At 68.3% G+C, this 19,157-nt stretch carries 19 protein-coding genes and 1 pseudogene; 7 read left to right on the top strand and 13 right to left on the bottom strand.

Going from position 1 to position 19,157, the window contains the following annotated elements; translation table 11 throughout:
* Nucleotides 1–246 precede the first annotated feature (246 nt).
* On the top strand, nucleotides 247–687 hold the full coding sequence (locus tag AW270_RS21955) for a hypothetical protein (RefSeq protein WP_061296992.1): 441 nt from the start codon (nucleotides 247–249) through the stop codon (nucleotides 685–687).
* A 52-nt stretch (nucleotides 688–739) separates the two neighbouring features.
* Complete coding sequence (locus tag AW270_RS21950; protein WP_061296991.1) at nucleotides 740–1,576, top strand: phosphotriesterase family protein; 837 nt, start codon at nucleotides 740–742, stop codon at nucleotides 1,574–1,576.
* On the opposite strand, the gene AW270_RS21945 is transcribed toward AW270_RS21950, so the two are convergent.
* The 7 genes from AW270_RS21945 to AW270_RS21915 all read right to left on the bottom strand — a co-directional run bounded on the left by AW270_RS21945 (nucleotide 1,533) and on the right by AW270_RS21915 (nucleotide 9,631).
* Nucleotides 1,533–2,429 (bottom strand): alpha/beta hydrolase, encoded by an 897-nt coding sequence (locus AW270_RS21945; RefSeq protein WP_061296990.1) that lies wholly within the window; start codon nucleotides 2,427–2,429, stop codon nucleotides 1,533–1,535. The two genes, AW270_RS21950 and AW270_RS21945, sit on opposite strands and share 44 nt — an antisense overlap.
* A gap of 24 nt (nucleotides 2,430–2,453) precedes the next feature.
* Complete coding sequence (locus AW270_RS21940; RefSeq protein WP_061297032.1) at nucleotides 2,454–3,851, bottom strand: NAD(P)/FAD-dependent oxidoreductase; 1,398 nt, start codon at nucleotides 3,849–3,851, stop codon at nucleotides 2,454–2,456.
* A 316-nt stretch (nucleotides 3,852–4,167) separates the two neighbouring features.
* Nucleotides 4,168–4,956: an ABC transporter permease gene (locus AW270_RS21935; protein WP_061296989.1), complete on the bottom strand. Its 789-nt coding sequence runs from the start codon at nucleotides 4,954–4,956 to the stop codon at nucleotides 4,168–4,170.
* Nucleotides 4,953–5,804 (bottom strand): ABC transporter permease, encoded by an 852-nt coding sequence (locus AW270_RS21930; RefSeq protein ID WP_061296988.1) that lies wholly within the window; start codon nucleotides 5,802–5,804, stop codon nucleotides 4,953–4,955. Before AW270_RS21930 ends, AW270_RS21935 begins: the two co-directional genes overlap by 4 nt.
* Nucleotides 5,805–5,808: 4 nt before the next feature.
* Nucleotides 5,809–7,008 carry an ABC transporter substrate-binding protein gene (locus tag AW270_RS21925; protein ID WP_061296987.1) on the bottom strand — a complete coding sequence of 400 codons (1,200 nt, stop codon included), beginning with the start codon at nucleotides 7,006–7,008 and terminating at the stop codon, nucleotides 5,809–5,811.
* 84 nt (nucleotides 7,009–7,092) lie between these two features.
* Nucleotides 7,093–8,187: an ABC transporter ATP-binding protein gene (locus AW270_RS21920; RefSeq protein WP_061296986.1), complete on the bottom strand. Its 1,095-nt coding sequence runs from the start codon at nucleotides 8,185–8,187 to the stop codon at nucleotides 7,093–7,095.
* 16 nt (nucleotides 8,188–8,203) lie between these two features.
* Nucleotides 8,204–9,631 (bottom strand): gamma-aminobutyraldehyde dehydrogenase, encoded by a 1,428-nt coding sequence (locus tag AW270_RS21915; protein ID WP_061296985.1) that lies wholly within the window; start codon nucleotides 9,629–9,631, stop codon nucleotides 8,204–8,206.
* A 182-nt stretch (nucleotides 9,632–9,813) separates the two neighbouring features.
* Here AW270_RS21915 and AW270_RS21910 point away from each other — a divergent pair, with 182 nt between their 5' ends.
* The gene (locus AW270_RS21910) at nucleotides 9,814–10,296 is read left to right on the top strand and encodes an Lrp/AsnC family transcriptional regulator (protein WP_061296984.1); all 483 of its coding nucleotides are present in this window, start codon (nucleotides 9,814–9,816) and stop codon (nucleotides 10,294–10,296) included.
* A 39-nt stretch (nucleotides 10,297–10,335) separates the two neighbouring features.
* Here AW270_RS21910 and AW270_RS21905 read toward each other — a convergent pair whose 3' ends face one another.
* From AW270_RS21905 to AW270_RS21895, 3 genes are read right to left on the bottom strand one after another with little or no spacing between them, the layout of a single operon-like run.
* Nucleotides 10,336–11,010, bottom strand: coding sequence for a hypothetical protein (locus AW270_RS21905; protein WP_061296983.1), 675 nt, complete (start codon nucleotides 11,008–11,010; stop codon nucleotides 10,336–10,338).
* On the bottom strand, nucleotides 11,007–11,564 hold the full coding sequence (locus tag AW270_RS21900) for an RNA polymerase sigma factor (protein WP_082801735.1): 558 nt from the start codon (nucleotides 11,562–11,564) through the stop codon (nucleotides 11,007–11,009). The genes AW270_RS21905 and AW270_RS21900 overlap by 4 nt, the downstream gene beginning before the upstream one ends.
* Nucleotides 11,557–11,802 (bottom strand): hypothetical protein, encoded by a 246-nt coding sequence (locus AW270_RS21895; protein WP_061296981.1) that lies wholly within the window; start codon nucleotides 11,800–11,802, stop codon nucleotides 11,557–11,559. The genes AW270_RS21900 and AW270_RS21895 overlap by 8 nt, the downstream gene beginning before the upstream one ends.
* 47 nt (nucleotides 11,803–11,849) lie before the next feature.
* Here AW270_RS21895 and AW270_RS21890 point away from each other — a divergent pair.
* Nucleotides 11,850–13,238 (top strand): annotated as a pseudogene (locus tag AW270_RS21890) (Nramp family divalent metal transporter).
* 36 nt (nucleotides 13,239–13,274) lie between these two features.
* Here the strand turns inward: AW270_RS21890 and AW270_RS21885 are convergent.
* Nucleotides 13,275–14,660, bottom strand: coding sequence for a M1 family metallopeptidase (locus tag AW270_RS21885; protein WP_063819293.1), 1,386 nt, complete (start codon nucleotides 14,658–14,660; stop codon nucleotides 13,275–13,277).
* Nucleotides 14,661–14,716: 56 nt separating this feature from the next.
* Here AW270_RS21885 and AW270_RS21880 point away from each other — a divergent pair, with 56 nt between their 5' ends.
* Nucleotides 14,717–15,418: an ABC transporter ATP-binding protein gene (locus AW270_RS21880; RefSeq protein WP_061296980.1), complete on the top strand. Its 702-nt coding sequence runs from the start codon at nucleotides 14,717–14,719 to the stop codon at nucleotides 15,416–15,418.
* A complete protein-coding gene (locus AW270_RS21875; RefSeq protein ID WP_061296979.1) occupies nucleotides 15,415–16,080 on the top strand; it encodes a hypothetical protein in 666 nt (221 codons plus the stop codon). Before AW270_RS21880 ends, AW270_RS21875 begins: the two co-directional genes overlap by 4 nt.
* Here the strand turns inward: AW270_RS21875 and rlmN are convergent.
* Nucleotides 16,070–17,182, bottom strand: a complete 1,113-nt coding sequence (gene rlmN / locus AW270_RS21870) for a dual-specificity RNA methyltransferase RlmN (RefSeq protein ID WP_061296978.1) — start codon at nucleotides 17,180–17,182, stop codon at nucleotides 16,070–16,072. The two genes, AW270_RS21875 and rlmN, sit on opposite strands and share 11 nt — an antisense overlap.
* Before the next feature lie 77 nt (nucleotides 17,183–17,259).
* Here rlmN and AW270_RS21865 point away from each other — a divergent pair, with 77 nt between their 5' ends.
* Nucleotides 17,260–18,297 carry a suppressor of fused domain protein gene (locus AW270_RS21865; RefSeq protein ID WP_061296977.1) on the top strand — a complete coding sequence of 346 codons (1,038 nt, stop codon included), beginning with the start codon at nucleotides 17,260–17,262 and terminating at the stop codon, nucleotides 18,295–18,297.
* Here the strand turns inward: AW270_RS21865 and AW270_RS21860 are convergent.
* Nucleotides 18,294–19,127 (bottom strand): phosphatidate cytidylyltransferase, encoded by an 834-nt coding sequence (locus AW270_RS21860; protein ID WP_061296976.1) that lies wholly within the window; start codon nucleotides 19,125–19,127, stop codon nucleotides 18,294–18,296. The genes AW270_RS21865 and AW270_RS21860 overlap by 4 nt on opposite strands.
* Between the last annotated feature and the right edge of the window lie 30 nt (nucleotides 19,128–19,157).

Here is a 19,157-nt window from a genome sequence, read left to right as displayed (position 1 = left end):
CAAATGATCTGAGGACACTCCCCCATACTCCCCTTTATGGGAATCACCATCCGGATCATGGCCGCTGCCTGCGGTGTTGCCGTCGCGGTGGCTTGGGGATACTCAGATTCGGATTTGTCCGACAAATACCTCGGGCCGGTCAGCCTGTTCGCCGGATTCGCCGCTTTGGCCCTTCTGGTGGTCAGCCTTTCCAACAAATCCACCCAATCGCGACTTATGCCTTTTGTCATCGCGGGATTCTCGTTGATGACCGCCGGACTGGCCGTCTCCCTCGTGCGGCAGACCGGCGTCGCGACCCCGGCGCGGACGCCGCTCGCGGTCAGCTACGGGATGGTGCACATCAACCATCCGGTCGACGGCGGCTTCACCCCGACCTGCACGACCGTCTCCGGCACGGCCATCCCTCCCGGCGCCGGGAAGCTGTGGCTGGTCGTCGGCGGCACGGGCGTGCACGACCTGCGACCGGCCCACGACGGGACCTGGAAGGTGCCGGTGCGCGTCGGCGTCGAGGACCCCCGCGACGCCGACCACGACTACGACGTCAAGGTCTACTGGGTGCCCGGCCACGCCACGCCCCCGGCGGTCCCGGCCGAGGCGCAGCTCCTGGACGAGATCTTCGTCGTGAAGGACCCGGCGAAGACGGCCTGCGCGGCGGCAGAGCCGACAAACACTCACACTCCGGGGTAAAGGAATCCCAAGAATGACCTGATCACGCCTCAAAATCGGCTAATGTCCGGTCATGTTCGAGGCTCGCATCCAGACCGTCGCCGGGACCGTCCCGGTCAGTTCCGTCGAAGGTCCCGTGCTCCCCTGGGAGACCCTGCGGTCCGACACCCGCTGGGGCGTCGGGGTCGAGTCCGATCCTGAACGGTGGCTGGACGAAGAGGGCCACGTCACCGCCGAGCTGACCCGCCTCAACCGGGAGTTCGGCCTCTCCCTGGTCGTCGACCACACCGGCCTCGGCATGGGGCGTGACACCACCGCGCTGACCCGCATGGCGGCCGGGAGCCGGGTCGCGATCGTCGCGGCGACCGGGTTCGGCGCCGAGCCCTTCGCCGGGGAGCTCATCAGGAAGGCCGGGGTCGACGACCTGACCGGAGACCTGCTGCGGGAGATCGGCGTCGGCCTCGACGGCACCTCCGCCCGGCCCGGGATCATCGTCAGCGCCTCCCACGACGAGACCCCCACCCCCGCCGAGGAGCGCGCGGCCGTCGCCGCCGCCCGCGCCTCGCTGCGGACCGACCTGCCCGTCGCGACCAGCGGGCTGGCGCTGCTGGAGACGCTGCTGCACCACAAGGTGCCGGCCCAGCGGGTCAACGTCAGGACCAACGACCCGCTGGCCCAGCGCAAGATCTGCGAGACCGGCGCCTACGTCACCGTGACCTGCCCCGACGACGTCTTCACCCTGCTCGACGCCGGGCACGGCGAACGCGTCCTGTTCAGCGCCGGGGTGACCCGCCGGGGCCACCTCGCCCCCTACGGCGGCGAGGGCTACGCGCGGCTGTTCGAGGTGGAGGGCGTGCCCGACCTGGTCACCCGTGTGAACCCCGTGCGGTGGCTGGCAGGTGGACGCTGAGGAACTCCGCCACCGCCTCCACCGCCTGGCTGACGTAGGGCTCGGTGTCGTAGAGGTCGACGTGGAGCTTGGCGTCGAGCCAGACCAGCTTCTTCGGCTCGGACAGGCGGGCGTGCGCCTCGTGGGCGCCCTCGGGCGCGCAGTAGGCGTCGACCACGCCGTGAACGAGCAGGGCGGGCTTCGGGGACAGGAAGTCGGCGCCCATCATGTTGTCCATCGTGATCAGCTCGCGCAACGAGGCCCTCGTCACCTCGTTGACCCAGCCGGCGGCCTCGCCGCGCGTGGTTCCGTAGTACTGGAAGGGCTCGTCGCCGCCCATCGCGGCGTCGGCCGAACCCACCGCCGGCACGTATTCGGGCCGGGCCCCCTGGTCCTGCCGCTCCAGCACCTCGGTGAACGTCTTGAGCGCGCCCGTCCACCAGTCGCCCGACCGCATCGTGTAGGGGCTGTTGTAGCCCCCCGCGATGCCCACGAACAGCCGGACCCGGGGGTCGAAGGCGGCGAACTTCAGCGCGTAGCCGCCGCCGAGGCAGATGCCGACCGCGCCGATCGCCTCTGACCTGACCTCGGGGCGGGAGCGCAGGTAGCTCACCGCCGCCCGCAGGTCCTCCAGCTTGCCCTGGGGATCCTCGTGACGGCGCGGCTGGCCGTCGGACTCACCCCAGTTGCGGTGGTCGAAGGCCAGCGTGACGTAGCCGAGGTCGGTGAGACGTTCGGCGTAGAGCCCGGTGACCTGCTCTTTCACACCGGTGAAGGGGCCGGTGAAGACAAGCGCCGGGTGGGGACCCGGGCCCGTGGGCACCCTCAGCTCGCCGACGAGCCGGAGGGTGCCTGCGGTGAACTCGACTCTCATCCCCTCAGTGTTGACGTAAAGATCTCATGAGTCGAATCCCAGCCCGAGCCGGTCGAGAGTGCGCAGCCACATGTTGCGGCGGCCCCCGTTGGCATCGGCCTGGGCCAGCGACCACCGGGTCAGCTGGATCACCCCCGACCTGACGGGCTCAGGCGGGAAGGGCACCGGCTTCTGGCGGACCATGTGCAGCCTGGTCCGCTCGGTGTCCCGGCCGTCGAGGAGGTCGAGCATCACGTTGGCGCCGAACCGCGTCGCCGCCACGCCGAGGCCCGTGTAGCCGACCGCGTAGGCGAGGCGGGTGCCGTAGGCGGTGCCGAAGAAGGCCGAGAACCGGCTGCACGTGTCGATGACGCCGCCCCACTTGTGGGAGAACCGCACGTCCTCCAGCTGCGGGAAGGTCTCGTAGAAGTGCTCGGCCAGGGTGGTGAAGGTGGTGTCGCGCTGGTCGTAGGTCGGGCGGACCTGCCCGCCGTTGTAGTAGACCGCGTCGTAGCCGCCCCACAGGATGCTGTTGTCGTCGGTCAGCCGGTAGTAGTGGAACTGGTTGGCCGAGTCGCCCATGCCCTGGCGGTTCTTCCAGCCGATCGAGTCGAGCTGGGCCTGGCTCAGCGGCTCGGTCATCAGGGCGTAGTCGTACACGGGCACGACGTAGTACTTCAACCGGCGCAGCAGCGGGGAGAAGACGCCCGTGCCCAGCGCGACCCGGCGGGCGCGCACGGTTCCGTACACGGACTTGAGCTGCATCGACGGGCCGAGCGTGGTGATCTCGCGGACGGGCGAGTGCTCGTACATGCGGACCCCGAGCTTCAGGCACGCCTGACGCAGGCCCCACGCGAGCCGGGCCGGGTCGATCATGGCGCACTCGCCGCGCTCCCAGACGCCGGCGATGTAGGTCGGGGAGTTGACCTCGGCCCGCACCTCGTCCTGGTCGAGGTACTGGATGTCCATGCCGAGCTCGCGGCCTATCGTGTGGACCTCGTGCATCTCCTCGACCTGCCACGGCTCGGTGGCGACGTTCATCTCGCCGGTCCGCTCGAAGGAGCAGTCGATGCCATAGCGCTTGATCGTCTCTTCGATCTCGTTGAAGTTCTCGATGCCCATGCGGTGCAGGTCGGCGATCTCATAGGGCCACCGCTCCAGCCCGTTGCCCAGGCCGTGGGTCAGGCTGGCGTGGCAGAAACCGCCGTTGCGGCCGGTGGCGGCCCAGCCGACCTTCTGGCCCTCCAGCAGCACGACGTCGCGGTGGGGGTCGCGCTCCTTGGCGAGCAGGGCGGTCCACAGGCCGGAGAACCCTCCGCCGACGATGGCCAGGTCGGCGGTGGTGTGGCCGAACAGGCGGGGCAGGGTGGCCGGCTCGAACGGGTCCTCGTCCAGCCAGTAGGGCTTGCGCTCGGCATCGGCCAGCGCGCGTCGGGGGTCCATCATCGCCTCAACACGGGTTCGTCGCCGGCGGGGATTCCGACAATTTTTCTGGTACGCCTCATCATCGAGATCTCTTTCTTGGGGATAGCGGAAATGCCGACATGACGACGTCACATCGGTGGGGGAAAAGCAGACAGCCCCGGAGCACGGCTCAACGGGGCGGGGTCAGATCAGGTGGGCGCGGCGGACACGCCGGGCTCGCGCCGACCTAGACGGGCGGCGCGGGCGGGACACGCGGACGTAGTGGAACTACGGGGGCACTTGCCCTTCGCGATGCTAGGAAAGCTGTGCGGAGGGGTCACACATTTCACGTCCCTTAGTGGGTCGTCTTCCTTCGGGCGGACACGGCATTGACGACGGCAAGCAGTACGCCGATACCAAAGATAAGGGTTCCCATCACGTTCACTTGCGGCGGGATGCCGACCTTCACGGCGCCGATGATCCACAGGGGGAACGTCTGGGTCGAGCCGTTGACGAAACTCGTCACGACGTAGTCGTCGATCGACAGGGCGAAGGCGAGCATCGCGCCCGCCGCCACGCCCGGCATGATCGACGGGAGGGTGACCAGGCGGAACGTCGTCCACGTCCCGGCGCCCAGGTCGCGGGCGGCCTCCTCCAGGGAGGGATCGAGGCCGACCACCCTCGCCCGGACCGTCACGACGACGAACGCGAGCGAGAAGAGCGTGTGCGCGATGATGATCGTGATGTGGCCGCGCGGGGCGTTGCCCGACACGAACAGCGACAGCAGCGAGGCGCCCATGACCAGCTCAGGGGTGCTGATCGCGGCGAAGATGAGGAAGTCGGTGACGCCCTTGCCGCGGAACCGGTAGCGGCCCACGGCCAGGCCCAGCAGGGTGCCGAGCACGGTGGCCAGGACGGTGCTGATCAGCGCGATCAGCAGCGAGTTCACCAGGGCGGTGGTCAGGCCGTCGATGGCGAACAGCTGGTGGTACCACTTGAACGTGAAACCCTGCCACGAGGTGTTCGACTTCGACTGCTTGTCGTTGAAGCCGAACAGGATCATCACCGCGATGGGCAGCGACAGCCACCCGATGATGAGCCACGTGTAGATGTAGAGAACGCGGTCTCCGAGTCCGCCTCTCATCTCGCCGCCGCCTCCAGCACGTTCTCGGTGCCGAGGGCACGCGCGTAGATGAAGATGCCGATCAGGAGCACGGCCATCAGGGTGAACGAGATCGCCGACGCGGTCGGATAGTTGTTGTTGACCAGATATTCGGTCTGCACGATGTTGCCGATCATCGTGTTGCCGGTGCCGCCCAGGACCTGGGCGTTGATCGGGTCGGCCGTGGCCGGCACGAACGTCATCAGGACGCCGGCGAACACCCCGGGCAGCGACAGCGGCAGCACCACCCGGCGGAAGGTCGCGAACCGGGAGGCGTAGAGGTCGTAGGCGGCCTCGATGACCGTGGGGTTGACCCGCTCCAGCGCCACGTAGATCGGCAGGATCATGAACGGCAGGAAGTTGTAGACCAGGCCGCCGATGACCGCCACCGTCGTGGCCAGCACGTGGAAGTCCTCGGGCAGCACGCCCCAGCCCTTCAGCGTGCCGAACAGGATGCCGTCGTCGGCGAGCAGGAAGCCCCACGAGATCGTGCGCAGCACGAACGACACGAAGAACGGCAGGAGCAGCAGGAACAGGAACATGGACTTGCGGTGCCCGGCCTTGAAGGCGATCCAGTAGGCCACCGGATAGCCGAGCACCAGCATGATCACGGTCGCGATGCCGCCGTACAGCAGCGAGCGCAGGAACTGCGTGCTGTACTTGGCGATCGCGTCCGAGTAGTTGGAGACGCTGAACGTCTGCGCGAACCCGTCGATGAGGTTGCCCGTGGTCAGCGACACCGAGGCCATGGCCGCGATGGGCACCACCAGGAAGATGGCGAGCCACAGCCACGCGGGCAGGGCCAGCCAGTAAGGCGTCCAGCGTCTCATTCGGTCAGCCCTGGGTGATGGTCTGGAAGAGGCCGTTGAAGACCGGCTCCTCGGCGTTGGTCAGAGTGCGGTAGCTGCGCAGCTTCGCGTAGTCGGCGTCGGTCGGGAAGATCAGCGGGCTGTCGGCCAGCGCCTTGGAGTCCTTGTCGTCCTTGGCCGCCAGGATCTCCTGCACGCCGGTCACCGGGGTGACGTACTGGATGTAGGCCGTCAGCTCGGCGGCCACCTCGGGCTTGTAGAGGAAGTCCATCAGCATCAGCGCGTCGACCGGGTTGGCGGCGCCCTTGGGGATCGCCATGTTGTCGATCCAGATCGTGCCGCCCTCCTGGGGCACCACGAACTTGACCGGCTCGCCGGCGAGCTGGCGCTGGAACACGTCGCCCGACCAGGCCTGGCTCAGCCAGATGTCGCCCTTGGCGACGGCGTCGATGTAGTCCTGCGCGTAGTACTTGCGGACGATGCCCTGGTCGCGCTGCTCCTTGAGCTTGGCGGCGGCCTTCTCCCAGTCGGCCTGGGTCGACTTGTCGGGGTCGACCCCGACGGCGAACATGCCGAAGTTGCCGATCTCCTGGGCGTCGGCCATCATGCCGACCTTGCCCTCGTACTTCTTGTCGAACAGCGACTGGATGCTGGTGATGTCCTCGTCGACGTACTTGGTGTTGTACGCGATGCCCGTGACACCGGCCTGGTAGGGGATCGTGAAGGTGTTGTTCGCGTCGTAGGCCGGGTTCTTGTACTTGGCGCCGGCGTTGGCCGCGAAGTTCGGCAGCTGCTTGTGGTCGAGCGCGGTCAGGTAGCCGAGCTGGATCATCTTGCCGAGCTGGATGCCGTTGGTCATGACGATGATGTCGTAACCGAGCGGCTGACCCGCCCTGAGCTGCGGCTCCGACTTGCCGAAGAACTCCGCGTTCTCCTGGATGACCTCTTTGTACTCGTACGAGATCCCGGTGGCCTGCTGGAACTGCTTCAGCGGCGCCTGGTCCTCGGGCATGTACTCGGGCCAGTTGGCGAAGACGACCGTCCCGTTCTTCTTCTGGGTCGACCAGAAGTCGGCGGCGGCGCTCGGCGCGGGGGCGGCGGCCTTCTGGCCCTGCACGCCGCACGCGGCCAGGGCCAGCCCGGCGGCGGAGAAACCGGCGACGCGGATGGCGTCGCGGCGGGAGTATCGGGACTGCGTCAGGCCACGCAGAAGCGGATTGTTCATCAAGGCTCCGAGGGGAGAAGAGCGGTCGTTCCTAGCTGTACTTTTCCGACGTTATCCGGAGATTTCCCCCGGTTACGCCGCAGGTTACGACAGGGTGTAAGAGTGCTGGGGCCGCCACGACAGCCACACCGCGTCCCCGCGTTCCGCGGTGGTCGAGCTGTCGAGGGCGTTCTGCTGGAAGACCGTGATCTCGGTGCCGTCGGCCAGCGCCACCGCGTAGCTGTTGTACGTGCCCAGGTAGGTGAGCTCGCCCACGGTGCCCTGGACCATGCTCAGCCCGGCCTCGGGCCGCTCGGTGGAGATCGTGATCTTCTCCGGCCGCACGGTCAGGTCGACGGTGTCCCCCACAGCCGCCGTGCCCGGTACGAGAATGCGGTCGTGCTCGCCGAGGCGGACCACCAGCAGGTCGCCGTCGGCGGCGTCGACCCGGCCGCTCAGCAGGTTGGACGTGCCGATGAACCCGGCCACGAACTTCGAGGCGGGCCGCTCGTAGATCTCCCGGGGATCGGCGAGCTGCTCGACCAGGCCGTCGTTCATGACCGCGATCCGGTCGCTCATGGTGAGCGCCTCGGACTGGTCGTGGGTCACGTACACGAACGTGATGCCGACCTCCCGCTGGATGCGCTTGAGCTCGGTCTGCATCTGCTGGCGCAGCTTCAGGTCGAGGGCGCCCAGCGGCTCGTCGAGCAGCAGCGCCCGGGGCCGGTTGACCAGCGCGCGGGCGAGCGCCACCCGCTGCTGCTGGCCGCCGGACATCTCCCGGGGACGCCGCTTCTCGCGGCCCGTGAGGTCGACGATCTCCAGGATGTCGCCGACGCGTTTCTTGATCTCGGCCTCGGCCACCTTCTTGCGCCGCAGCCCGAAGGCCACGTTCTCCCACACGTTCATGTGCGGGAACAGCGCGTACGACTGGAAGACCATGTTGATGTCGCGCTTGTTGGGCGGGACGTCCGTGACGTCCTGCCCGAGGAGCTTGACGAGGCCCTTGGTGGGCTCCTCGAACCCCGCGATCATGCGCATCGTCGTCGTCTTGCCACACCCGGACGGGCCGAGGAGGGAGAAGAACTCCCCCTCCCCGATCGTCAGGCTGACACCCTTGACCGCCTGCACCGTCTCGCCGTGCGAGAGGTACTCCTTGACGACGCCGTCAAGCTCGATGGCGGGGACATCCTCGGGCATATCACCTCTCGCTTACCTAGTCACCAATGAAGTGCATGACGTGCTTCACCCGGGTGTAGTCGTGCAGGCCGAAGACCGACAGGTCCTTGCCGTACCCGGAGTGCTTGAAGCCGCCGTGCGGCATTTCCGACACGAAGGGGATGTGGGTGTTGACCCACACGACCCCGAAGTCGAGCCGCTTGGACATGCGCATCGCACGCCCGTGGTCGGAGGTCCAGACCGAGCTCGACAGGCCGTACTGCACGCCGTTGGCCTTGGCCAGCGCGTCGGCCTCGTCGGTGAAGGTCTGGACGGTGATGACCGGCCCGAAGACCTCGGTCTGCACCATCTCGTCGTCCTGCTTCAGGCCGTCGACGACGGTCGGGGCGAAGAAGTAGCCCGCCTCGCCGACCTGCTCGCCGCCGGTGAGCACGGTGGCGTGCTCCGGCAGCCGCTCGAAGAAGCCCTTCACCCGGTCGAGCTGGTTCGGGTTGTTGAGCGGGCCGTAGAAGGCGTCGTCGCCGGTGCCGGTGACGGTCGCGGCGGCGGCCTCCTTGAGCGCGGCGGCGAACTCGTCGTGGATCGACTCCTGGACGATCACCCGGCAGGCCGCCGTGCAGTCCTGCCCGGCGTTGTAGAGCCCCGCGCCGGCGATGGCCTCGGCGGTGGCCTTGATGTCCTTGACGTCGTCGAAGACCACGACCGGAGCCTTGCCGCCCAGCTCCAGGTGGACGCGCTTGAGGTCGTCGGCGGCGCTCTTGGCCACCGCCATGCCCGCGCCGACCGAGCCGGTGATCGCGACCATCGATGCGGTCGGGTGGGAGACGACCAGCGAACCGGTCTCGCGGTCACCGGTCACGACGTTGAAGACGCCGGCCGGCAGGACGTCGCCGATGATCTCGGCCAGCTTGACCGTGGAGACGGGCGTGGTGTCCGAGGGCTTCAGCACGATCGTGTTGCCCGCCGCCAGCGCCGGGGCGATCTTCCAGACGGCCATCATCATCGGGTAGTTCCAGGGCGTGACCTGGCCGATGACGCCGACCGGCTCGTGCCGGATGACCGAGGTGTGGTCGGCGAGGAACTCGCCCGCCGTCGGGCCCTCCAGCGTGCGGGCCGCCCCGGCGAAGAACCGGAAGTGGTCGGCGGCGACCGGCGTCTCGTCCTCGCTCATGCGGGCGTAGGGCTTGCCGGTGTTGCGGCACTCGGCCTGGTTGATCTCCTCCGCGCGCGCCTCGATGGCGTCGGCTATCTTCAACAGCAGGTTCGCTCGCTCACCCGGAGTGGTCTGCCCCCAGGTCTCGAACGCCGTGGCGGCGGCCTCATAGGCCGCGTCGACGTCGTCCTGACCGGAGAGGGGCGCCTGCGCGTAGACCTCGCCGGTGCTCGGATCCACCACGTCGGAGAAGCGTCCGCTCTTGGCGTCGACGAACTTCCCGTTGATGTAGTTCTGCAGGCGGGTGGTCACTTCGACCTCCTGTTGAGGTGTTCAAAGTTGTCGCGACTCTGACAGACATATCAGACAACGACAAGGGATTTCGTAGCGAAAGATATCAAATTGCTACGGAATCGCTTGACAAGGGACGCTGAACTGACAACATGTCGCACCTAGGCGGCAACCTGTCGGAAACATGAAGGGCTTATGCGGGGATGACCACGTCGAAGGTTCGGACCACCAGGAACGGCCCCGTGGTGCTCGACGAGATCTCCAAACAGATCGTCGAGCAGCTCCAGGCCGACGGCCGCAAGCCGTACGCCGCCATCGGGAAGGCCGTCGGACTCTCCGAGGCGGCGGTCCGCCAGCGCGTGCAGCGCCTGCTCGACGCCGGCGTCATGCAGATCGTGGCGGTCACCGACCCCCTGACTCTCGGCTTCCCGCGCCAGGCCATGATCGGCATCAAGTGCGAGGGCGACCTGGAGGCCGTGGCCGACGAGCTCTCCTCCATCGAGGAGGTCGACTACGTCGTCCTGACGGCGGGGTCCCTCGACATCATGGTCGAGGTCGTGTGTGAGGGCGATCAGCACCTCCTGGAGATTCTCGGCAAGATCCGTGCGATCCCGGCGGTACGCGCCACCGAGACTTTTGTATACCTCAAGCTGCACAAACAAACGTACAGCTGGGGCACCCACTAACCCGGGCAGGCGCTGAACGCCCCTGCCCGGGTCCTGAGGTCACACGGGCACGTGGTCCCGGGTGTATCCGGCCTGGATCTGATAGCGACCGGGCGCGATCTCAATCGAGTCGGCGCGAATGAGGTCGGCGACCTCGCTGGGCCAGATGGTGGCGTCATCCCACTCGACGCCGAGAAGCGCATCAATGTGACGCGCGCTGATGGCCAGCTCGGACAGATCTCTTCCGGTCACGCTCAACCGATAGCGCGCCGCTTCAGCCTGAACCGCTTGAAGGCGGCCCATCACGTGATCCAGCTGTTCTTCGGCGAACAGGCGGCGGGAGAACGGCGCGCTTCCCTGGGCGGCCCGGGTCAGGATGAGGAGATGTGACAGAGCGACGTGAAGGTTCAACCGCATGGACGAGTTGTGACCGTACCCTTCCTCCCATCCCAGATCATGGGTCGCCATGAACAAGCGGATGCGGCGATCCACCCCCTCGAAGCATGTGACCCACGTGGTCGTCAGGCAGGCCGCAATGCCCTCGCCGAAGCTTTCCGATGCGGCCCAGATGAGCTCCTGGAGATCGATGCGCATCAGCAACTCTCCCGGGGCCGGCCTGGGTTGGCATCTGAGCAGCGCGTCGTAGAAAGCGCCAAGATCCTCCGGTTCGCGCAGGTAGGCGAGGAGATCCGCCTCCGCCGCCACGAGGAGGGCGTCCAACTGTTCGTCGTTCATCGCACCCCCTCCGAGAGCGTCCGGCGCAAATTCTCTCGGGCCTGGCTGATCAGATTCGTGACCTGGCGCGGCGTGATCTCCAAAAGATCGGCGATATGGGATGTCGACAAGCCATCCATGTGGCAGGCCATCACAAAGCGGTGCCGACGAGGAAGTGCCCTGAGCGCGTTGAGCACGTCGATCGTCGCGGTCGCGAGATCGCAGGGAGCGTCAAGTGGAGAGGCGACTTCTGGCAACTCGGCGACCAGAAGTGGGTTCAACTGAATCCGGCGCAGCCCCGGTGGCCTGCCGGCTGCTCGTAACGCGACCTTGCGCAACCACGCTTTCGGTTCTCTGATCTTGTGCCAGTCCTCTACTCGCCGCCACGCCTCGATGAGTGCATCCTGAGCCGCGTCGTTGGCGTCCTCCATCGAGCAGCCGCAACGGAGCAGGAACTGGATCAGTCGAGACCGTTCGTCCTGAACCAGGTCCAGGAAGGCCGCGCGCGCCTCGACGCCAGCGCGGTCAATCATTGGAGAGGGCGGGTCGGCCTTGGTCAGCCGATCCTCATTCATTCGGCGGCCTTCCCACGTCGATGACCACTCCCCGGCTGCCCAGGTCCAGGACCCGGCTGCCCGGTGGCAGATGGCGGATGTGGTCGCGGCGGGATTCCTCCCGTAGGCGTATTCGTTGTAAGTGGACGCGCAGCCACAACCCGGCCAGTGCGGTGGCCGTCGCGATGATGATCGTGTAGTCCATGGGCTCCTCGCCGACGATGGTGTCGTAGGAGAAGTGGCGGAATCTCATGATCATCGGAACTGCCGGGCTAAAAGTGCCCGGTTCGGGTAGCCACGCGAGCTATGAGCAGCATGCCCGCGTTCAAGGTCGCCCAGTTGCCCGAGCCCCAGCCGCTCCGCCGCGTCCTCGGGCCGGGGGTGATCGCCGCCGGGGTCGGGCTCGCGTCGGGTGAGTTCGTCATCTGGCCCTACATCTCCGCCAACGTCGGGCTGGTGTTCTTGTGGGCGGCCGTCGTCGGGGTCGTGGCGCAGTTCTTCCTGAACATGGAGATCGAGCGGTACACGCTGGCCACCGGCGAGACCGCGCTCACCGGGTTCTCGCGGCTGGGTCGCCACTGGGGGATCGTGTTCGCCCTCATGGCGCTGCTGGCCAACATCTGGCCGGGCTGGGCGACCTCGTCGGCCACCGTGTTCACCTAGGCCATCGGGCAGGGGAACGTCACGGTCATCGCGGTCATCGAGCTGGTGATCATCGGGGTGGCGCTCACGCTCTCGCCCGTCGTCTATCGCACTGTCGAGGCGACCCAGTTCGTCAAGGTCGCGGCGGTGCTCGTCTTCCTGGTCGTCGCCCTGTTCGTGGCGATCACGGGAGAGGCGTACAAGGGGCTGGGAGAGGCGGTCACGAGCATCGGGACGATCCCCAGCCAGCTCGGCACGGCTCTGGTGCTCGGCGCGCTGGCGTTCGCGGGGGCGGGCGGCGGTCAGAACCTCGTGCAGAGCAACTGGATCCGGGACAAGAACATGGGCATGGGGGCCCGGATCCCCCGGCTGGTCTCGCCCGTGACCGGGGAGGACCAGGCCGCGCCGGCGACCGGTTACACGTTCGAGCCGACCGAGGAGAACCTGTCGCGGTGGCGGCGGTGGTGGAAGGTCGCGAACATCGAGCAGCTCATCTCGTTCGTCGCGATCACCATTTTCACGATCTTCCTGATGTCGATGCTGGCCTACTCGACCGTGTTCGGCACCGGCAACACCAACGACATCACCTTCCTCCAGGCCGAGGGTGAGGTGCTGAACCAGCGGCTGAGCTGGTTCGGGACGTTCTTCTGGGCCATCGGCGCGCTGTCGCTGTTCGCCGCCGCGATGGGGATCTGCGACTACGTCGGGCGGATGGTGGCCGACATCGTCAAGACCGTCTACCTGCCGGAGTCGTCGCGGTGGACGGAGAGCCGCGTCTACTCGCTCGTCGTCTGGTTCATCGTGGTCTTCGGGATCGCGATGCTGACGATCGGGTTCGACCAGCCGATCACGCTGCTGGTGATCTCCGCCAGCGTCGGCGGGATCATGATGTTCCTCTACTCGGCGCTGCTGGCGGTGCTGAACCGCAAGATGCTGCCGCAGCCCATCAGGATCCGCGGCTACCGCATGGTCGCGGTGCTGCTGACCTTCGCGTTCTTCGGATTCTTCTCGGTGCTGACGCTGATCGAGCAGGTCGGCAAGCTGACCGGGTGAGGGCGGGTTCCACCGGGAAGCCCGCCCTCCGCGGTTCTAGAGGGCGGGCTTCTTGGCCACGTACAGCCACTTCTTGAAGAGCGGGCCGAGGTCCTCGCCGCTGAGCTCCTCGGCCAGCGCGATGAAGTCCTTGGTGGTCGCGGTGGCGTGCTTGTAGCGGGCCGGCCACTCCTTGAGCAGCTCGAAGAACGTCTCGTCGCCGATCTCGACGCGCAGGGCGTGGACGGTCATCGCGCCGCGCAGGTAGATCGCCTCCCAGTCGAACATGTTCTTCTTGCCGGGGTCGCCGGTCTTGACGTCCCAGAACTTGCCCGTGTTCTTGTAGTGCGTGGCGAAGGTCTTCGCGGCCGTCGGGCCGTTGTGGGTCTCCTCGTAGAGCCACTCGGCGTAGCTGGCCAGGCCTTCGTTCAGCCAGATGTCGTTCCACGACTTCACGCCGACGCTGTCGCCGAACCACTGGTGCGCGATCTCGTGGACGATCAGCAGGTCGTCGCTGGCGTCGCCGTCGTAGACGGGACGGCCCTGGGTCTCCAGGGCGAAGTTGACGCCGAGCTTGTCGGCGATGCCGCCGGTCGAGCCGAACGGGTAGGGGCCGAAGTGCTCCACTCCCCACTTGGTCGCCTCGGCGGTCTCCTTGTGCAGGTACTTCGCCGTCTTGGCCAGCGCCGGGTCGTAGGCGGTGATGTTGAGCAGGCCGCCCGTCGTGCTCTCCGTGACCTTGTACTTGCCGATGGCGATCATGGCCAGGTAGGGGGCCATGGGCTGGGCCATCTTCCAGCGGGAGACGACGTAGCCCTTCTTCACCCGGACGATGCCGGAGTTCTGCGGCTCGCCGTTGGCCAGCACGGTCAGGCCGGCGGGAGCGCTGATCTCGTAGGAGAAGGTGGCCTTGTCACGCGGGGTGTCGTTGGCGGGGAACCAGGTGCGGGCGCCGTCGGGCTGGGAGACGACGACGGCCCCGTCCTTGGTGTGGATGAAGCCGGTGACGCCGAGCTCGGAGTCGCCGGCCGGCTTCGGCCTGCCGTCGTAGTCGACGACGACCTTGAAGGTGGCCTCGTCGGCGATGCCCTTCTTCGGCGTGACGGTCAGCTCCTGGCCCTTGCGGGACCACTTGGCCTTGCGGCCGTCGACCGTGACCGACCGGACGGTCAGGCCCGACAGGTCGAGGTTGAAGCGCGACAGGCCCTTGGTGGCCTTCGCGGTGATCGTGGCGGTGGAGTCGATCTCACCGGACTTGGGGGTGTAGCGCAGCTTCAGGTCGTAGTGCTGGACGTCGTACCCACCGTTCCCGGCGTGCGGGAAGTAGGGGTCGCCCACCCCGGAGGAGCCCGGGGAGTGGGCGTCGGCCCAGGCCGGGGCTGAGGGGGCGAGTAACGCGGCGACCGCGAGCAGCGCCGCGCCGGGGATTCGTGTGCGAAGCATGCCGTTCATTATCGAGATGAATCCGGCAAGAGCCACAATCAACCTAAAATCGGTAGGTGCTCGCGACGAAGGTGTACTTCCGTTACAGGCGGGGCGAACCGTGGGTGCTCGACGACGCCTCCCTCGACCTGTCCCCCGGGTCGGTGGCCGAAATCACCGGGCCCAACGGCACCGGCAAGTCGACTCTCCTGCGGCTGCTCGCGGGTCTGCTGCGGCCGGTCAGAGGCGGGATCACCGGCCGTCCGCCGGTCGTCGGCTACGCCCCCGAGCGGTTCCCCTCCGCGCAGCCGTTCACCGTGGCGGCCTACCTGCGGCACATGGGGGCGGTCCGGCGCGCGCCCGTGCCGGAGGAGCTGACCGCCCGGCTCGGCATGGACCACCTGCTCGGCCAGAGGCTCTCCGACCTGTCGAAGGGCAGCGCCCACAAGGTCGGCCTCGCCCAGGCCCTCGCCGGGGATCCCGGGCTGCTCATCCTCGACGAGCCCTTCGCCGGGCTCGACGCGCAGGCCCGCGCCGAGCTGTCGGTGATCGTCGCCGAGGTCGCCGCGCGGGGCGGCATCGTCGTCGCCAGCGACCACCAGGGCGACCTGCGGGCGGTGCCGGGCGTGACCCGCCACGAAGTGCGCGACGGGAAGATCACCCAGGTCGCGCTGCCGGTCGACGACGACCCGCTGACCACCCTGACGATCAAACTGCCGCAGTCGAGGGCCGCCGCGCTGGCCGCCCGGCTGCGGGCGGAAGGCCACGAGGTGTCATGATCCCCCTGGTCGCGTTCCGGCTCTCCGGTTATGTACGGTCGCATCGGATCTTCCAGCCCCTGCTCGGGCTGCTCGCCGTCCTGTCGATCCTGTACGCCACGGGCGTCCCCGCCGGCGGAGAGCTGCCCAGCTACGCCGACTCGGCGGGCATCCTGATGCTGGTCTTCGCCTGGGCCGCCCGGGGGCTGCTCGACAACGAGCCCGACGAGCAGCGGCTCATCGCGATCACCGCCGTCGGCCGCCGCCGCGAGCTCACCGCCGGGCTGCTGGCCGCGCTGGGCCTGACGTCGCTGCTGGCGCTGACGGCGGTCGTGTTCCCGCTGTTCGTCGGCTTCGCCGAGACCCCGTCGGGGGCCGATCTCGGCTACGGCGCGGGCCTGCACCTGCTGGCCGTGCTCGCCGGGACGGCGCTGGGCGCGCTGACGAGCCGCCCGGTGCTGGCCTCCCCCGCCGCGTCGGCGGCCGTGCTGGTCGGCGGATACATGGCGATCCTGCTGCTCAGCTCGGCGAGCCCGTGGGCGTCGGTGCCCGTTCTCGACTGGATGAACGCCGCCCACCACGACGACCTTCCGCAACGGCTGGCGGTCATCGTGGCGTCGGCGCTGGCGTGGAGCGCGGCCGGGCTGGCCGGCTATGCGGCGGTGAGAAGGGTCAGGGGTTAGCCGCCGCGAGCTGGCCGCAGGCCCCGTCGATCTCGCGGCCACGCGTGTCGCGGACCGTCACCGCGACGCCGTGGGACTCCAGGCGGCGGACGAAGGCCCGCTCGTCCTCCGGCCGGGAGGCGGTCCACTTCGAGCCCGGGGTCGGGTTGAGCGGGATCAGGTTGACGTGGACCAGCTTGCCCTTGAGCAGCTTGCCGAGCAGGTCGGCCCGCCACTCCTGGTCGTTGATGTCCTTGATGAGGGCGTATTCGATCGAGACCCGGCGCTTGGTCTTGGCGGCGTAGTCCCACGCCGCGCCGAGGACCTCGGCCACCTTCCAGCGCGTGTTGATCGGCACGAGCGTGTCGCGCAGCTCGTCGTCGGGGGCGTGGAGCGAGACGGCCAGCGTCACCGGCAGCCCCTCGTTGGACAGCTTCTCGATCGCCGGGACGAGACCGACCGTGGAGACGGTCACCCCGCGCGCCGAGATGCCCAGGCCCTCGGGCGACGGGTCGACCATGCGGTGGACCGCGCCGATCACGGCCTTGTAGTTGGCCATCGGCTCGCCCATGCCCATGAACACGATGTTGCTGACCCGGCCGGGCCCGCCCGGCAGGTCGCCCTTGGCCAGGGCCCGCTGACCGGCCACGACCTGCTCGACGATCTCGGCGGTCGACATGTTGCGGGTCAGCCCGGCCTGGCCGGTGGCGCAGAACGGGCAGTTCATGCCGCAGCCGGCCTGCGAGGAGACGCACATCGTGACCCGGTCGGGATAGCGCATCATGACCGACTCGACCAGGGAGCCGTCGAACAGCTTCCAGAGGGTCTTGCGGGTCATGCCGTCGTCGCAGGTGATCTCGCGGACCGAGGTCAGCAGCGACGGGAGCAGCTGGCCGAGCGTCTCGCGGGAGGCCGCCGGAAGGTCGGTCATCTCCTCGGGCGACCCGGTCAGCTTGCTGAAGTAGTGGCGCGAGAGCTGGTCGGCCCGGAACGGCTTCTCGCCGAGTTCCGCGACGGCCGCGCGGCGTTCGGCCATGGTCAGATCGGCCAGGTGGCGCTGCGGCTTCGCCCGTCGCGGGGCGACGAACGTCAGCTGACCGGCCTTGGGGGCGGCCTCGGACATAACCAACCTCTCAAAACGACGACTGCACTTACGGCCGGGCGGCACCGGGCTTAGAGTCCTGATCTGGGAGGTGAGGCGTGGACAGCACCACCGTCGTGCTCACCAGCACCAATCCCTACGGGAGCCGCACTCTTACCGTCGAGCGCGATCAGGTGTCCTCGGTAGCTTACCTGCGCGACCCGGCCGGATCCGTCCGCGGAGCGGTCTGGCTGGGCAACCACGTCACCGCCCCGATGTCACTCGACCTCGCCCGTCTCAACAACGGACGCCCCCCGGTCATGCCCAGGGCCGGGACCCGCCGCCCTCTCGGCACCGCCCACCTCGACCCGGCCAGGCTGCGGGTGCTCTGGTTCGAGGAGGGCGACGGGGTGGCCCTCTACGACGACGAGGGCCTGCTGGCGGTGATCCCCGGCTGGGCCGACCTGGAGCGCGGCATGCCCGGCTACGCCCGCGAGGCCGTCGGCGAGTGGCCGTTCGCGTGGGCGCTGTCGGAGGCGCTGGAGGGCCTCAGCCCCCGGGTCGCCAAGGCCGAGGCCTACTGGCAGTGGCGGGCCGGTGAGGCGTCGTGGGCGTCGTTCCAGCAGTTCGTGATGGGTCACCTCGACGGCAGGCTGGGCCCGCCGGGCCGATTCTGGGACGCCGGGGGCGGCCGGCTCCCCGCCGTCTGGGTCACCGAACGCGGCCCCTGGTACGGCCGCGCCTTCACCGTGCTGTCCACCATCGGGATGAGCTGCCAGCGCATGCCCTCGGCCGAGCTCTACGACACCCCCACCCGGGTCGAACTCGCCGTCGCCACCAGGGGCGATCCCCGGTCGGCGGCCCGCCTGTTCCTGTGGCTGGGCCAATATCCGTGGCGTTCGGTCACCTGGCTCGGCGACGGCCACACGGCCCGCTGGTACCACCAGCCCGGGACGTTCCCCATCTCCGGCGGCTACGAAGGCGTCATGATGCTGTCCGCACCCCCCGGCATGCCCGACTTATCGGGCTTTCAGGTGGGCGGCGACGTGGTCCGCTGGCTCTGGTTGGTCCCGGTCACCGACGCCGAGCTGAGAGAGGCCGCCACCCACGGGCACGACGCCGTCGCCGCCCGGCTGGACACCCTCCACCGCCTCTAGCGGACGAACGCCGCCAGCAGCAGCCAGCAGGGCACCAGCGTGAACAGCAGCGAGTCGATGCGGTCCATCATGCCGCCGTGGCCGGGCAGCACCGACCCCATGTCCTTGATGCCGAGGTCGCGCTTGATCACCGACTCGATGAGGTCGCCGATCGTGGCGCAGACGACCACCACGGCCCCGAGCAGCGCGCCCTGCCAGATCTCGCCCCTGAGCAGCCAGGTCACCAGCCACGCGCCGACCGCGACGCAGGCGACGGCCGAGCCGGCGAAGCCCTCCCACGTCTTCTTCGGGCTGATGATCGACATGGGGTGGCGGCCGAAGAGCACCCCGGCGGCGTACCCGCCGATGTCGGAGGAGGCCGTCACGGCGACGAAGATGAGGGCCCGGTGGGCGCCGTCGGGCGGCGCGAGCAGCAGGCCGACGAACCCGGCGAACAGCGCCGGGTAGACCACCAGGAAGACCGACGCGGTCGCGTCGCGGACGAACCCGTCGGACCCCTGGAACAGCCGCCAGCCCAGCACGCCCATGATGGTGATCGCGAAAATGCCGAGGAAGACGCCGGTGCCGAAGTAGTAGGCCCCGGAGATCATCGCGGCCAGTCCGGCCAGCACGGGGATCAGCGGCACCCGGATGTCGCGGGTGCCCAGCCCCTTGACCAGCTCGTGGATCCCGACGCCGACGGCGGCGATGACGACCACGATGAACGCGGGCTTGTACAGGTACAGCGATCCGATGATCACTATCGCCAGCCCGACCGCCGAGATGATCGCCGCCGGCAGGTTCCGGCCGGTACGGCTCCCGCCCGCCGGGGGTGACACCGTTCCGTCCAAGATGTCCTACTCCCTACATGCGCGCGATCC

Source organism: Herbidospora cretacea, assembly GCF_001570605.1.
GTDB lineage: Bacteria > Actinomycetota > Actinomycetes > Streptosporangiales > Streptosporangiaceae > Herbidospora > Herbidospora cretacea.
This window is presented reverse-complemented; position numbering and strand designations above follow the sequence as displayed.